The following is a 14668-nucleotide window of genomic DNA, read 5'->3' as shown; positions in this document are numbered from 1 at the left end:
GCGGCCGCGCATGCCCGGCTTCTCGGCCTGCGGCGCGCTCTGGAGCGCGTCCCCTTTGACGTCGGACTGCCGCAGCCTCTCGCGGCACGACCCCATCCCCAGCTACAGACGAGGAAGACTTCGCCATGAAGTTGCATAGCGCCTTGACTTGCGCCGGCGTCGCCGCGATCGCTGCCGTTGCGAGCAGCTGCGGCAAGCCTCAGCAGCAACAGCAGCAAATGCCGCCGCCCGAAGTCGGCGTGGTCGCGGCGAAGGCGGAAGTCGTGCCGTTGACTCAGGATTTGGTCGGGCGCCTGTCCGCCACGCGCAGCGCCGATGTGCGCGCGCGCGTCGCCGGCGTGCTGCAGAAGCGCGTCTACACCGAAGGCAGCGACGTCAAAGAAGGCCAGTTGCTGTTCAAGATCGACCCAGCGCCCTACCGCGCAGCGTTGAACGTGCAGCTCGCCAATCTCGCCTCGGCCAACGCGACCTACGCGAACAACCACGTCGCCGCCGAGCGCGCACGCTCGGTCGGCGCCAAGGGGCTGTTGTCCAAGAGCGACGTCGACAATGCGATCGCCGCCGAGCGCACTTCGGCGGCATCGGTGCAGCAGGCCAAGGCCAGCGTCGACACGGCCAAGATCGACCTCAGCTACACCGACGTCGTGGCGCCGATTTCCGGCCGTTCCGGTCAGCAGCAGGTCACCGAAGGCGCACTGGTCGGTCAAGGATCGGCCACGCTGTTGACCACGGTCGAGCAGATCGATCCGATCTACGTGAACTTCAGTCAAGCGGTCGGACAGATCGATTCGCTGCGCCAGGCCGCCGCCAAAGGCAGCGTCAAGCTCGCCGAACAGGACAAAGCCAAGGTCGAACTGCTCGATCCGAGCGGCAATCCCAACGGCGTCGCCGGAGTGCTCGATTTCTCCGACACCGCCGTCGATCCCTCGACCGGTGCGGTCACGCTGCGCGCCACCCTGGCGAACACCGAGCGCCGGCTGCTGCCCGGCCAATACGTCAGCGTACGCCTGACCGTGGGTGACTTGGCGCAGGCCTGGCGCGTCTCCCAAGCCGCCGTGCAGCGCGATGGGCAAGGCCCTTACGTGTTCGTGGTCGGCGCGGACGGCAAGGTCGTGCAAAAGCGGATTACCACCGACACCCTCAAAGGCAGCGAGTGGATCGTCACCGACGGCCTCGCCGACGGCGATCAGATCGTCGTCTCCGGCGTCATGAAGGTGAAGCCGGGCGCAGCGGCGAAAGCGGTTCCTTACCAGGCCCCAACGCCCGGCGCGCCGACGCAAGCCACGGCTGCGGCGCCGGCGGAAAAACACTGACGCTGCGTAGCGATCGCCACGGCAGAAGAACGAAGGTGGATCGAAGCATGACTCTCGCCAACCGCAATCACCGCGCCTCGGTCTATGGGCCGGCGGGATTGCGCACGCGAGCGCCGCGTTCGATCCGATAGCGCGACAAGCAGATGGGTTCCGGCGCAAGCCGGAACGACCGGCACAGTCCAAGGTTCGTAGGAATTTCCCATGCCCAGATTCTTCATCGACCGTCCCATCTTCGCCTGGGTCATCGCCATCCTGATCACGTTGGGCGGCGCGATCGCGATCCTCAACCTCAACATCGCCTCCTACCCCGCGATCGCACCGACCCAGGTCGCGGTCAGCGCGACCTATCAGGGCGCCGACGCCGATACGGTGCAGAAGACCGTCACCCAGGTCATCGAGCAGCAGCTGACCAGCATCGACAACCTGATGTACTTCAGCTCGACCTCGAGCGCGAACGGCAACGCCACCATCACCCTGACCTTCCAGCCCGGCACCAATCCCGACATCGCTCAAGTGCAGACGCAGAACCGCGTCTCGCTGGCGACGCCGCGCCTGCCGTCCGAGGTGACTGCGCAAGGCATCACGGTGCTGAAGACCAACCCCGACTTCCTGATGTTCTTCTCGCTGGTGTCGGAGGACGGACGCTACGATTCGGCCGCGCTGAACAACTTCATGTCGCAGAGCGTGGCCGACCAGATCGCGCGCCTTCCCGGCGTCGGCAGCATCCGCCAGATCGGTTCCGAATACGCGATGCGCATCTGGCTCGATGCCGACAAGCTGCACGGCTACAGCATGTCGCCAGCAGACGCGCTCAACGCCGTGCGCGCGCAGAACGTACAGATCGCGGCGGGATCGATCGGCTCCGAGCCGGCGCCGCCGGGCGATGCGTTCACCGCGCCGGTCATCGCCGAAGGCCGTTTCACCAGCCCCGACGAGTTCCGCAACATCATCCTGCGCACCAATGCCGACGGCACCTCGGTGCGCCTGAGGGACGTCGCACGCGTCGAGCTCGGACCGTTCAGCTACGGCCTGCGCTCGACCTTCGACGGCAAAGGCGTCGCCGGTCTCGGCGTGCAATTGTCGGGCGATGCCAACGCGCTGACCGTGCGCGATGCGGTGATCGCCAAGCTCGAGCAGCTCAAGCCGACCTTCCCGCCCGGCGTGGTCTACGTGCTGCCCTACGACACCACCGACTTCATCAAGATCTCGATCAAGGAAGTGGTGGAGACGCTGTTCGAAGCGATCGTGCTCGTCTTCATCGTCATGCTGATGTTCCTGCAGAACTTCCGCGCGACGATCATCGCCACCCTGGTCATTCCGGTCGCGCTGATGGGCGGCTTCCTGTCGATGTGGGCGGTCGGATTTTCGATCAACCAGCTCACCCTGTTCGGCATGGTGCTCGCGATCGGCATCGTGGTCGACGATGCGATCGTGGTGATCGAGAACGTCGAACGCATCATGACCGAAGAAGGCTTGTCGCCGAAGGAAGCCACGCGCAAGGCGATGGACCAGATCTCGGGCGCGGTGGTCGCGATCGCGCTGGTGCTGATGGCGGTGTTCATTCCGAGCGCGTTGCAGTCCGGTTCGGTCGGCGTGATCTACAAGCAGTTCGCGCTGACGATCGCGCTGTCGACCGCATTCTCCGCCTTCCTCGCCCTCGCCTTCACGCCGGCGCTGTGCGCCACGCTGATCAAGCCGGTGCACACGCAGGGCAAGAAGAACATCGCCTTCCGCGGCTTCGACCGCGTGTTCGAATGGGTGCGCGGCACCTACGTCGGCCACATCACCGGCGCGATCCGCCACATGCCGTCGTGGATGGGTGTGTTCCTCCTCGTCGCCATCTTGTGCGGCTTCCTGTTCAAGATCCTGCCGACCAGCTTCGTGCCCGAAGAAGATCAGGGTTACGCGCTGGTCATCGCGACGCTGCCGTCGGGCAGCGGCATCCAGCGCACCAACGCGGTCATGGACCAGGTCTCCGAAACCTTGCGCAAAGACCCCGAAGTCGACCACGTCTTCGCGATCAGCGGCTTCAGCTTCGTCGGCAGCGGCGAGAACGTCGGTATGGCGTTCACCAAGCTCAAACCCTGGGACGATCGCCAACACACCGCGATCGAGCTGATCCACAAGTTCCAAGGGCAGTTGTTCGGAGGCATCAAGGACGCGACCGTCTTCGTCGTCAATCTGCCGACGATCCGCGGCCTGTCGCAGTTCGGCGGCTTCGACCTCTACTTGCAGGATCGCGCCGGCCTCGGCCACGAAGCGCTGATCAACGCGCAGAACACCTTGCTCGGCAAGGCCGCCGAGAAGAAGGACCTGCTCGCCAACGTGCGCCCGAACGTACTGCCGAGCGCGCCGCAGCTGCAGATGAAGGTGGATCGCGTGCAGGCGCAATCGATGGGCCTGTCGCTGTCGGACGTCTATACCGCGATCCAGTTGATGCTCGCACCGGTCTACGCCAACGACTTCTTCTATGGTGGCCGCGTCCTGCGCGTGAACATGCAGGCCGACGCGCAGTATCGCGCGTCGACCGAAGGCCTGAGCCGCTTCTACTTGCCGTCTTCGACGCAAAGTACGTCGGTGCCGACCAGCGGCGGCGGCACCGCGACGATCCCGGCGATGATCCCGCTGTCGAACGTGGTGCACACGAAATGGAGCTTCGGTTCGCCGGCGCTGACTCGCTACAACGGCTTCGAGGCGATCGAAATCGTCGGCGCCGAAGCGCCCGGCAGCAGCTCGGGCGCGGCGATGGATGCGATCACGAACATCATCAACAACGACCTGCCGCCGGGTTTCGGTTTCGACTGGACCGGCCAGTCGCTGCAGGAAATCATCTCCGGCAATCAGGCGCCGATGCTGTATGCGCTATCGATCCTGGTCGTGTTCCTGTGCCTGGCCGCGTTGTATGAGAGCTGGTCGATTCCGTTTGCGGTGCTCCTGGTGGTGCCGCTCGGCATCACCGGCACCCTGCTCGCGACCTGGGGACGCGGCCTCAGCAACGACGTCTACTTCAAGATCGGCATCCTGACCATCATCGGCCTGGCCGCGAAGAACGCGATCCTGATCGTCGAATTCTGCGTCGACGAGCAGCGTCGCGGCCGCCCGCTCGGCGCCGCCGTGATCGACGCGGCGCGTCTGCGCCTGCGACCGATCCTGATGACCTCGTTCGCGTTCATCCTCGGCGTGTTCCCGCTCGCCATCTCGACCGGCGCCGGCGCCAACTCGCGCCACGCGATCGGCACCGGCGTGATCGGCGGCATGCTGTTCGCGACATTCCTCGGACTCCTGTTCATTCCGGTCTTCTACGTGTTCGTGCGCCGCCTGCTCGGCGACAAGCTCGAATCGCGCGAGGAGACGCAGAAAGCGCTGGCCGAGGCAGAAGCGGAGCACGGCGCGCACTGACGCCGACAGCTGCTCATGCATCGACGCAAACGGCCCGGATTTCCGGGCCGTTTCGTCTCCGCAAGTAGCGCCGGTGTAGACGGTCCGACTTGCACCGGCCTCATCGCGCACCCATCCTAGCGTCGTGGTCAACGCCAAGATCAAACTCGACGAACGGCAGATCGAACGCATCGCGCGCGCGCTGGCGGAGCCGCGTCGCGTCGAGATCCTGCGCCAGATCGGGGCCTGCACCGAATCGATGGCCTGCAGCGCGCTGCAGGACACGCACGCGGTCAGCGCGGCGACGATTTCGCATCACATCAAAGAGTTGGAAACCGCCGGCCTGATCGAGATGACGCGCGAAGGCAAGTTCGTACGCCTGAGCCTGCGCCGCGACGTGTTGTCCGCCTATCTCGCCCGTCTCGCGACGATCTGATCCCGCCCACCAGGGCTTCGAAAATTTCTTCGCCGAACTCTTGAAACGGCTCCTTCCTTGCCCCTTATCACTTAGACGATTAGATAATCATCTAATTGTTAATCCTCCAATCGAGACCAAGACATGAGCAAGTTACAGGGCAAAGTGGCAGTGGTGACGGGCGCTTCGAAAGGCATCGGTGCGGGCATCGCCAAGGCCTTGGCCGCGGAAGGCGCCGCCGTCGTCGTCAACTATTCGGCCAGCCGCGAAGGCGCCGACCGCGTCGTCGCCGAAATCACCCAAGCCGGCGGCAAGGCGGTCGCGGTGCAGGGCGATGTCGCCAAGAGCAGCGACGTCGAGCGCCTGTTCACGCAAACGAAAACGACCTACGGCCGCCTCGACATTCTGGTGAACAACGCCGGCGTCTATCAGTTCGCGCCGCTCGAGGAGACGACCGCGGAGCTGTTCCATCGTCAGTTCGACATCAACGTGCTCGGCCTCCTGCAGGCGACACGCGAGGCGACCAAGCACTTCGGTGCCGAAGGCGGCAACGTGATCAACATCAGTTCGGTCGCCAGCCAGCTCGGCCTGCCCGGTTCCTCCGTCTACGCAGCGACCAAGGGCGCGGTCGACACCATCACGCACGTACTGTCGAAGGAACTCGCGTCGAAGAAGATTCGCGTCAACTCGATCAATCCGGGCGGCGTCGAAACCGAAGGCACGCACGCGGCCGGCATCATCGGCAGCGATTTCGAGAAGCAGATGATCGCGCAGACGCCGCTCGGCCGACTCGGCCAGCCGGAAGACATCGCATCGATCGCGGTATTCCTGGCCTCCAACGATTCGGCCTGGCTGACCGGTGAGAAGCTCGTCGCATCGGGCGGCACGCGCTGAAGGCGGCGGGAGTCCGCCGTGTCAAAATCGGCGTTCGACTCACTGCTCGAACGCCGATGAATTTCTTCTCCAGCGCTGCCGGTCTGCTCCGAGCGCGCGCATCGAACGACGCGCTCGGCGCGAAGCATCGCCTCGCCGCGCTGCTCGCGCTCGGTCTGACCGGCACGGCGCAGGCAGCCGACTACGTTGCCGCGCCGTGGCTGCTGTATCGCGACACCAATCCGTTCGTCGCCGCCGGCGGCCTGCCGTTCGCGCCACCGGCGGCGGCCGCAGACGATCGCTGGCACGTCGAGACGCTGCTCGCGGCCAGCAATACCGAGATCGCCTTCGAGCGCTCCGGCGAAAGCCTGCGCTACGACATGGAAGTTCAAGAACTGCGCGTCGCGGTGACGCGCAGCTTCGGCGAGCATTGGATCGCACGTGCGACGCTCGCCGGCACGCGCTTCGACGGCGGCTTCCTCGATTCGTTCATCGAAGATTTCCATCGCGCCTTCGGCTTCACCAACGGCGACCGCGGACGGCTCGGCGGCAACGGCCATACGATCGCTTATGCCGACACGCGCGGCGAGAGTGTCGCGCTGACGCGCGCGCGCAGCGGCGTCGCACCGCTCGTGCTCGACCTGGCATGGCGCGCGCCGGCGGACGGCTACGAGTGGTTGTACGGCGCGACGCTGAAGCTGCCGACCTCGCACGCGAGCACGCTGCTGGACGACCGCGCAACCGATCTCAGCCTGTGGCTGGCCGCGCAATCGACCGCCGCGACACGACTGCCGTGGGGCGTGCGCGCAGGTCTCATGCGCCGCGGCGACACCGACCTGCTGCCGCGGCGCGCGAACGACACCGTGGCGTTCGTCGATGCCACGCTCGGCTATTTGCTGACGCCACAATGGGACGTCGCGGCGCAGTACCAATGGCACGACGCGCCCTACGATTCGGCCATTCCGCTGCTGCGTGCCGCCGGCAACCTGAGCCTGTCGACCGCCTGGCACGCGCGCGCCGGCTGGACCGTGCGCGCCGGCCTGGTCGAGGACTTACCGGCGCGGCACGCGCAAGACGTCACCTTCTTCGTCGGCATCTCGCTGTGAGCGCTACAATCGCGCGCCTTGCCCTTCCTTTCTGCCTGCAATGAGCGCGAACGAACAAGCCCTGCTCGACAAGATCTGGTTCTACCGCTTCCGGCTGCCGAGCGGACGCGTCACCGCCACCTACGACGACGGCGCACTCGACGCGATCCACGACACCCGCCTGGCCATGATGCAGGGCGTGCTGCGCGCGCGCTTCGGCGCCAGCCTGGTCGGGCGCAACGCGATCGACATCGCCTGTCATCAAGGATGGTTCGCGACTCAGCTCGCGCAAGCGCACGCCGACGACGTACTCGCGATCGACGCCCGCGCCGAACACGTCGCCGACACCACCCTGGTGCGCGACACGCTGGGCCTCGCCAATCTGCGCGTCGCGCAAAGCGACGTGCATGCGCTCGACGCGAAAGCGCTCGGCACCTTCGACGTCGTACTGATGCTCGGGCTGATCTACCACCTGGAAAATCCGGTCGGCGCGCTGCGCCAGGCACGCGCGCTGACGCGCCAGGTATGCCTGGTCGAAACCCAGATCGTGCCCGGCATGACCGGCATGGTCGACTACGGCAGCTACCGCTTCGTGCGCCCGCTGAAAGGCTCGTTCGGCATCATCGACGAGACCGAGGAAACCCACGGCCCCGAAACCAGCACCACCGGCATCTGCCTGGTGCCGAGCCTGGAAGCGCTGTTCTGGATCATGCGCAAGGTCGGCTTCACCCGCGTCGAACTGGTGCCGCCGCCGGAAGACGCTTACGAGCAGCTGCGCTACGGCAAGCGCGTGATGGTCGCCGGCTACGTCGACTGATCTCGATCGCCGTCGAGAGAAACGCCTGAAACACGAAGAACGAGCCGATTCGAAGTTTTCTCGGCGCACTCCGTGTTCGACCGTTCCGCTGCTACTCCGCTGCCTGCAGCTGCGCAGGCAGCGGCTTCAAGCCCATCGCGACACGATAGCGCGCGTACAAGGTTTGAACCTTGACCACGTAGGCCTGCGTTTCCGCGTACGGCGGCACGCCGCCGTATTGTTCGACCGCGCCGATGCCGGCGTTGTAGGCCGCGGCGACCAGGGTCAGGTCGCCTTCGTAGCGTTTGCGCAGGTCGCGCAGCAAGCGCGCGCCGCCGTCGATCGAAGCCTTGGCCGAGTACGGATCCTTGACGCCGTACTCGCGGCTGGTTTGCGGCATCAGCTGCATCACGCCCTGCGCGCCCTTTTCCGACAGCGCATTCGCATCGAACGCGCTTTCCGCGTGCGCGATCGCACGCAGCCAGGCTTCGTCGATGCCGGTCGCCTTGGCCGCCGCCTTGAACTGCTGCTTGAACTCGGCCAGGCGCGGCTGGCCGATCTTGCCCAGACCTGCGTGCGCGGGCGAACCGGGCGGCGTCGCCACGGTGAACGCGAGCAGCGGTGTCGAGCCGGGCAAGTTGCGCGTGCTGTAGACAGTTTTGCCGTCCTGCTCGCGCCGGTACAACTTGCCGTGCACGACGCCGAGCGCACCCCACAGATTCGGCACCGCGGCGGCGCCGTCGTCGAGCTGCTTGGCGAAACATTCCGAGCCCGGTTCCGGCGCCGTCGCCAGGCTAACCGTGCCATCGCGCACACAACGATAGACCGTGCGCGCGGATACTGCGCCCGGCAACAGCGCGGCGGCCAGCAACAGGGCTGGGAGTCCGGTGCGGATCATGGGGGGAAGCCTGCCACGACGGTTCATGCGGCCGGAAGTGCGGGTCGTCACCGTGCCGCGCAAGTGGGGCCGGATGTCGCAAATCGTCTCGTTACAGCGTATCCAGCGTCGGCACGAAATCCGGCCTTCACCTTTCGGAGTGAAACCATGTCACGCGCCCTTCTGCCCATAGTCTTCGCGGCAGTTCTGTCGATGTCCGCCGCCCCACCCTGTCGAGCAGCGATCGATCTCGATCTGTCCTACGTCGATCTGCAATCGCCGGCCTACCAGCGCTTCAAGAGCTGGGTCGACCAGGCCGTCGCCGGCAACCCCGGCTACGCGTTCTCGGCCACCGACGCAGCCTACATGTACAAGCTCAGCGGCCAGGCGCAATACGCGACGCTGGCGGTGCAGATGGTCGAGCAGCAAGTCGCCGCGGCCGAGGCCGTCATCGCCCAGGGCGATCGCCCGGAAATTTCCGGCGACTCCTATCTCCACGTCGGCGAGATGCTGCGCGACCTGGCGCTGACCTACGACTGGTGCGCCGCTTCGACCACCGCGCCGCAGCGTGCGCGCTGGGCTGCCTACGCCGAGCAGGCCGTGTGGAACGTGTGGCATCCGGCGCAGGCGCAATGGGGCGGGCATCCGCATCCGTGGTCGGGCTGGTCGATCGACAACCCGGCCAACAACTACTACTACAGCTTCGTCGAAGCGACGATGACGTGGGCGCTGGCCAGCAACAGCGCGACCTGGACGCAGCTCTTGCAGACCGACAAGCTGCCTGCGCTCGAGCAATACATGGCGACGCTGGCCGGCGGCGGCAGCCAGGAAGGCAGCGGCTACGGCCTTTCGCACCGCTCGCTGTTCTCGCTGTACCGGCTCTGGCGCGACGCGAGCGGCAGCGATCTGGCCAACGCGAACACGCACCTGACCGACAGCATCGCGTGGTGGATTCACGCTACCGTGCCGACGCTCGATCGCGTCGCGCCGATCGGCGACCAGTCGCGCGTGTCCGAACCGGTGCTGTACGACTATCACCGGCATCTCATGCTGGAAGCGCGCCGCATGACCAACGACGCGACCGCGCGCTCGAACGCGTCCTGGTGGCTGCACTCGGTTTCGCAGGCGCAGATGGAAAGCGGCTTCAACTTCCGCCACGACCTGCTGCCGGCCGGCGATGCCGGCGCGCCGCCGGCCGCACTCGTCTACCACGCGACCGGCACCGGCCAACTGTTTGCGCGCACCGGCTGGGACGTCGGCGCGATGTGGCTGCAATTCTCGGCCGGCCCCTACGTCGAGAGCCATGCGCATCAAGACCAAGGTTCGTTCACGCTGTACCAAAACAGCTGGCTCGCGGTGACCGAAAACATCTGGACGCACAGCGGCATCCAGCAAGGCACCGACGTGCACAACCTCGTGCGCTTCGAGCGCGGCGGCGATATCGTGCCGCAGCGCGTCGGCACGACCTCGACCATGACGGTCACGCCCGGCACGGGCGGCGCGGTTCACGTCGAAGCGAATCTGACGCCGGCCTACGACGGCGATGCGGCCGTACCCAACTGGCAGCGCACGCTCGACTTCGCCAATCGCAAACTGACCGTGCACGACCGCTTCACGCTCGGCGCGAATACGCAGGCGGTGTTTCAGGTCAACGTGCCGGTGCAGCCGGTCATCGCCGGCAACACCGCACAAGCGGGTGCGCTGCGCGTGCGCGTGCTGTCACCCGCGAACGCGACGCTGAGCGCGCTCGACTGGAGCACGCGCAGCGACGACGACGAGACCTACAACCGAGGCTGGCGCATCGACGTCGCCGGCGGCGCCAGCGAGTACGTGGTCGAACTCGACACTCCCAGCGGCGACGGCATCTTCGCCGACGGCTTCGACTGAGCGCTTCACTCCGGTCCGGGGCACGACAACGACGGCGGGAAGATGAAGCGCTCGACGCCGAGATCGAGCGTCATCTGCAGCGGAAGATCGGCTTGGCCGGAACGAGCCAGGCCGGCGTCGACGTTCGCACGCACGCGCCCATCGCTGAGATCGCCGAAATGGATCGAGGCGGTGCCCAAGATGCCGGTGATGTAGGTACCGCCGACGAATTCGCCGCCGATGCTGCTGAGGTATTCGATCTGGATGACCTCGCCGCTGGCGTCGGCCGCGTTCACCACCAAGAGCATGCGCAAGCTCTCGAAATCGCCTTCCGCAGGCGAGCGCAAGAAGGACACCGTGACCAGACGACCCCCGTCCGAACGATCTTCGTAGATCGCGTAGTTGCCCGGTTCGTCGGCGTCGTAGCTGCGCGCCTGGCCGTCGACCGTGCCTGTCGCGGTACCGTCGCCGAGCCCCTGCGTGTCGGCCGGCAGGTCGCCGACGTAGCGCGCGGCGGCGAACGTGTTCAAGGCGAACTGGAATTGCTGCAGGCTGGTGGGAGTGACGCCGCAGGCTTCGATCAGGATGAAGCCGTCCTGCTCGGCGTCGAAGCGAGCGAGGCCGCCGCGGGCGGTGTCCGTGCGCGGCACGGTGATGCTGACCGGCTCCTGCAAGGAAACGGTGGCCGGCGTGAAGCGGAACACCGGCCCGACAAAGCTCATGTCGAACGGTGGCGGCGGCGGCTGCTCGAGGCGCTCGATGCCGAACGTGGTCGGTTGCGCGACCGCGCCGGCCGGCACTTTCAGCTCGGCACCGCACAAGCTCAGCGTGCCGCCTTCGGTGCCGATCGTCGCTTGCACCGGCGCGCACTCGGAGGCGATCGGCTCAAAACCGTTGGCGAAGATGCGGTCGTTCGGATCGTCGCCGGCAAACGCCGGCGGCAGCGTCGCGACGAGGGTCAAGACAAAAGGAAAGGAGACGCGGCGGACGCGTTGCGACATGGAAGCACCCCAGGTTTCGAAGACGACGGCTGCGCGCGGGAGAGTGCGCGCAGCGGCAGTCTCTGCGCCTGCGAAGCGGCCTGTCAATACGAAGAGACTCGCACTTTGCGTGCTGCGACGATCGCACGCGGAGCCACGTCTGGATAGGGTTTTCCCGCCGCCGCCTCGGCACTCGCGCGAGGCGGCGGCGATTGCCGCAGACTCAGCGCACGCCGGTTTCGTTGCGTGCGATGACCAGACGCTGGATCTCGCTGGTGCCTTCGTAGATCTCGGTGATCTTGGCGTCGCGGAAATAGCGCTCGAGCGGCATCTCTTTCGAGTACCCCATGCCGCCGTGGATCTGCACCGCCTGGTGCGTGATGAACATTGCCGCTTCCGAAGCGAACAACTTTGCGACCGACGCTTCGGTGCTGAAGCGGCCGCCCTTCTTGGCCGTCTCGCCTTTCGCGAACGCCGCGCGCAAGACCAGCAAAGTTGCCGCGTCGAGGCGGCATTTCATGTCGGCGATCTTCGCTTGGATCATCTGGAACGAGCCGATCGGCGAACCGAACGCCTTGCGCTCGCGTGTGTAAGAGAGGCTCGCTTCGTACGCCGCGCGTGCGAGACCGACCGCTTGCGAGGCGATGCCGATGCGGCCGGCGTCGAGCACACCCATCGCGATCGAGAAGCCCTTGCCTTCCGGCCCGAGCAGATCGGCGGCCGGACAGACGTAGTCGCTGAACTCGATCTCGCAGGTAGCCGAGGCGCGGATGCCGAGCTTGGGTTCGGTCTTGCCGGCGTGAAAGCCGGGGCGACCGGTGTCGATCAGGAACGCCGACACGCCCTTGGCCCCGACGCCGGGGGTGGTGATCGCGAACAGCACGATGTACTTCGCCACCGGACCGGAGGTGATCCAGCTCTTCTTGCCGTTGATGACCCAGTCGCCGGCCGCGTTCTTCTCTGCGCGCGTGTGCATCGCCGACGCATCGGAACCGGACTGCGGCTCGGTCAGTGCGTACGCGCCGATCGCCTCGCCGGAGGCGACTGCGCGCACGTACTTCTGCTTCTGCTCTTCGTTGCCGTAGGTCAGGATGCCGTTGCAGTAGAGCGAGTTGTTGACCGACATGATGGTCGAATGCGCGCAGTCGGCCGCAGCGATCTCGATCATCGCCAGCGCGTAGGCGACCGGGTCCATGCCGGCGCCGCCGTACTCGACCGGCACCTCGATGCCCATCAATCCGAGCTGGCCCATCTCGCGGATGTTGTCGAGCGGGAATTCGCCGGACTTGTCGAACTCGGCCGCGACCGGCGCGATGCGCCGTGCGGCGAAATCGCGCGCGACGGCCTGGATGGAGCGTTGATCTTCGGTCAGGTTGAAATCCATGCTGCGTCCTCGGTTTGTTTCTGTGCGAAAACTCTAGACCCCAGCCGCCAGCCAATCGCCGACGACCTGGTTGAAATGTTCGGGGCGCTTGGTCATCAACCAGTGCCCGGCGTCGAATTCGACGACTGCGTTGCCTTTCTTCTGCGCCAGCTTCTCCGCCCACACCTTGGCGTGAAACATGAGCGGCTTGCGCGTGCCGTACGCGAATAGCATCGGACAGGCCGGATCGAACCTCTGCGAGTGACGCCGATAGGAGCGTTCACCGCCGTACCATAAGAGGTAATACGGATAGCCCATGTTCGAGGTGATCTGCTGCGGCGGCGTCGCCTGCGCGCCGAGCAGCTTGGCCGCCGCGCGATTCATCCAGTCGCCGATCGCCCCGCCGACGATCCACGACAGCGCCAGCCAGTTCTGATACGTCCAGGCGATCAGCCGCGCTTTCGCCGGCATCGACTTCTGCAACGAGTCCGGATCGCCGATGTCGACGCCGACGATACGCGAAACCCGCTCCGGATGGCGCATCGCGAACGCATAGCCGAACACGCAGCCCCAATCGTGCAGCAAGAGGATCGCCTTGCCGTCGGGGCTGCTGCGCTCGACCACTTGGCGCAAGATCTCGATGATCTCGTCGAGGTCGTAGGCATGCCGTGCGTCCTCCGGGCGGAATCCCGGCAAGGTGAAGCGCACGCAGCGATAGCGCGGCGCGAAATGCGCGACCTGCGCGTCCCACAAACGATAGGTGTCCGGCCAGCCGTGCACCATCACGATGGTTTCGGCGCCGTCCCCTTCGATGTGCACGTCTACGCCGGCGACGGCGACGATCTGGCTCATGGCAGCTGCCTCCGCTCGCGATTCTAGCCGTTCGCGATCGATGCGAAATCGCACGGCCGGCCGCGCAGACGCCGGTCGAGCAGCCACGGCAGCAGCGCGTCCTCGGCATACGCGCGCGGCCAGATCACGTGCTTCTCGCCGGCGTACTCGGTGTAGCGCGGGCGGCCGCCCATCGCGCGCAGCGCGCGCACGACCGCGCGCGAGCCGACCATCGCGCCGTCGTAGCCGGTCTCGACGTCGGTGTCGTCGTCCGCGCTGCCGTGGAAGACCCACTGCGGCACGTCGCGGATCGGCCCTAGCCCGGCCAACTCGGTCATGCCCGACATCGGCACGCCGGCGGCGAAGCAGGCCGGATACGCCTTCAACGTGTCCCAGACGCCGGTGGCGCCGTCGGAAATGCCGGTCAGATAGATCCTGCGCGGATCGACCGGAAAGCGCGTCAAGGCATCGCGCACGACCGCGATCACCCGAGCAGGCGGCCAATACGCGTCGGTCGTCTGCGGCACCAGGTAGATCAGCGGAATGCGATCCTCGCGCGCAGCGTCGACCAGTTCGTAGGAGCCGTTGCCGCGCCCGGCCAACTGCGATTCGTTGTCGGTGCCGTCCTGCCAGTCGCCGTGCAGGAACACGATCAGCGGCAGCTTCTCCCCATCGCGGCGACCGGGCGTCTCGATCGCGCGGTAGGGCACGCGCAGCGCGTCGGCGCTCCAGTACTTGCCGAGTTCGGCGTCTTCCAGCGGCGCTGCGACGGCGTGGCCGCACAGGAGCAGCAAAACGAGGAGGCAGCGCAGCGGCGCGCTGAAAACGGGTCTGAGCATGGCGCAAGAATACCCGCTCACCGGGCCCATTCGCGCATTGACGCTGCGCCCC

At 66.2% G+C, this 14668-nt stretch carries 12 protein-coding genes; 7 read left to right on the top strand and 5 right to left on the bottom strand.

All coding sequences use genetic code 11. The features are described from left to right. The first annotated feature begins 125 nt into the window (after positions 1-125). The 6 genes from AC3QL3_RS07195 to AC3QL3_RS07170 all read left to right on the top strand — a co-directional run bounded on the left by AC3QL3_RS07195 (position 126) and on the right by AC3QL3_RS07170 (position 7881). Positions 126-1313 carry an efflux RND transporter periplasmic adaptor subunit gene (locus tag AC3QL3_RS07195; protein WP_492897696.1) on the top strand — a complete coding sequence of 396 codons (1188 nt, stop codon included), beginning with the start codon at positions 126-128 and terminating at the stop codon, positions 1311-1313. 201 nt (positions 1314-1514) lie between these two features. Further along, the gene (locus AC3QL3_RS07190) at positions 1515-4712 is read left to right on the top strand and encodes a multidrug efflux RND transporter permease subunit (RefSeq protein ID WP_492897695.1); all 3198 of its coding nucleotides are present in this window, start codon (positions 1515-1517) and stop codon (positions 4710-4712) included. A 124-nt stretch (positions 4713-4836) separates the two neighbouring features. Continuing rightward, positions 4837-5127 carry an ArsR/SmtB family transcription factor gene (locus AC3QL3_RS07185; protein WP_492897694.1) on the top strand — a complete coding sequence of 97 codons (291 nt, stop codon included), beginning with the start codon at positions 4837-4839 and terminating at the stop codon, positions 5125-5127. A 123-nt stretch (positions 5128-5250) separates the two neighbouring features. Further along, positions 5251-6000: an SDR family NAD(P)-dependent oxidoreductase gene (locus AC3QL3_RS07180; RefSeq protein ID WP_492897693.1), complete on the top strand. Its 750-nt coding sequence runs from the start codon at positions 5251-5253 to the stop codon at positions 5998-6000. A 56-nt stretch (positions 6001-6056) separates the two neighbouring features. Further along, positions 6057-7085 carry a DUF3187 family protein gene (locus tag AC3QL3_RS07175; protein WP_492897692.1) on the top strand — a complete coding sequence of 343 codons (1029 nt, stop codon included), beginning with the start codon at positions 6057-6059 and terminating at the stop codon, positions 7083-7085. Between the two features lie 40 nt (positions 7086-7125). Beyond that, on the top strand, positions 7126-7881 hold the full coding sequence (locus AC3QL3_RS07170; protein ID WP_492897691.1) for a class I SAM-dependent methyltransferase: 756 nt from the start codon (positions 7126-7128) through the stop codon (positions 7879-7881). Positions 7882-7972: 91 nt separating this feature from the next. Here AC3QL3_RS07170 and AC3QL3_RS07165 read toward each other — a convergent pair whose 3' ends face one another. Further along, entirely contained in the window at positions 7973-8758 is a 786-nt protein-coding gene (locus AC3QL3_RS07165) for a lytic transglycosylase domain-containing protein (RefSeq protein ID WP_492897690.1), read from the bottom strand. 192 nt (positions 8759-8950) lie between these two features. Between AC3QL3_RS07165 and AC3QL3_RS07160 the strand changes: the two genes are divergently transcribed. Beyond that, the gene (locus AC3QL3_RS07160) at positions 8951-10624 is read left to right on the top strand and encodes a heparinase II/III family protein (RefSeq protein WP_492897689.1); all 1674 of its coding nucleotides are present in this window, start codon (positions 8951-8953) and stop codon (positions 10622-10624) included. 5 nt (positions 10625-10629) lie between these two features. Here AC3QL3_RS07160 and AC3QL3_RS07155 read toward each other — a convergent pair whose 3' ends face one another. The 4 genes from AC3QL3_RS07155 to AC3QL3_RS07140 form a co-directional block, all read right to left on the bottom strand. Next, the gene (locus tag AC3QL3_RS07155; RefSeq protein ID WP_492897688.1) at positions 10630-11604 is read right to left on the bottom strand and encodes a hypothetical protein; all 975 of its coding nucleotides are present in this window, start codon (positions 11602-11604) and stop codon (positions 10630-10632) included. A gap of 202 nt (positions 11605-11806) precedes the next feature. Further along, entirely contained in the window at positions 11807-12967 is a 1161-nt protein-coding gene (locus tag AC3QL3_RS07150) for an acyl-CoA dehydrogenase family protein (protein ID WP_492897687.1), read from the bottom strand. A 33-nt stretch (positions 12968-13000) separates the two neighbouring features. After that, positions 13001-13798, bottom strand: coding sequence for an alpha/beta fold hydrolase (locus AC3QL3_RS07145; protein WP_492897686.1), 798 nt, complete (start codon positions 13796-13798; stop codon positions 13001-13003). 23 nt (positions 13799-13821) lie between these two features. Continuing rightward, positions 13822-14616, bottom strand: a complete 795-nt coding sequence (locus AC3QL3_RS07140) for a carboxylesterase family protein (protein ID WP_492897685.1) — start codon at positions 14614-14616, stop codon at positions 13822-13824. Positions 14617-14668 lie beyond the last annotated feature (52 nt).

Source organism: Dokdonella sp. GW821-FHT11D02, from assembly GCF_058808595.1.
Note: the sequence above shows the minus strand (reverse complement) of the source record. Positions and strands in the feature narration are given on the sequence as shown.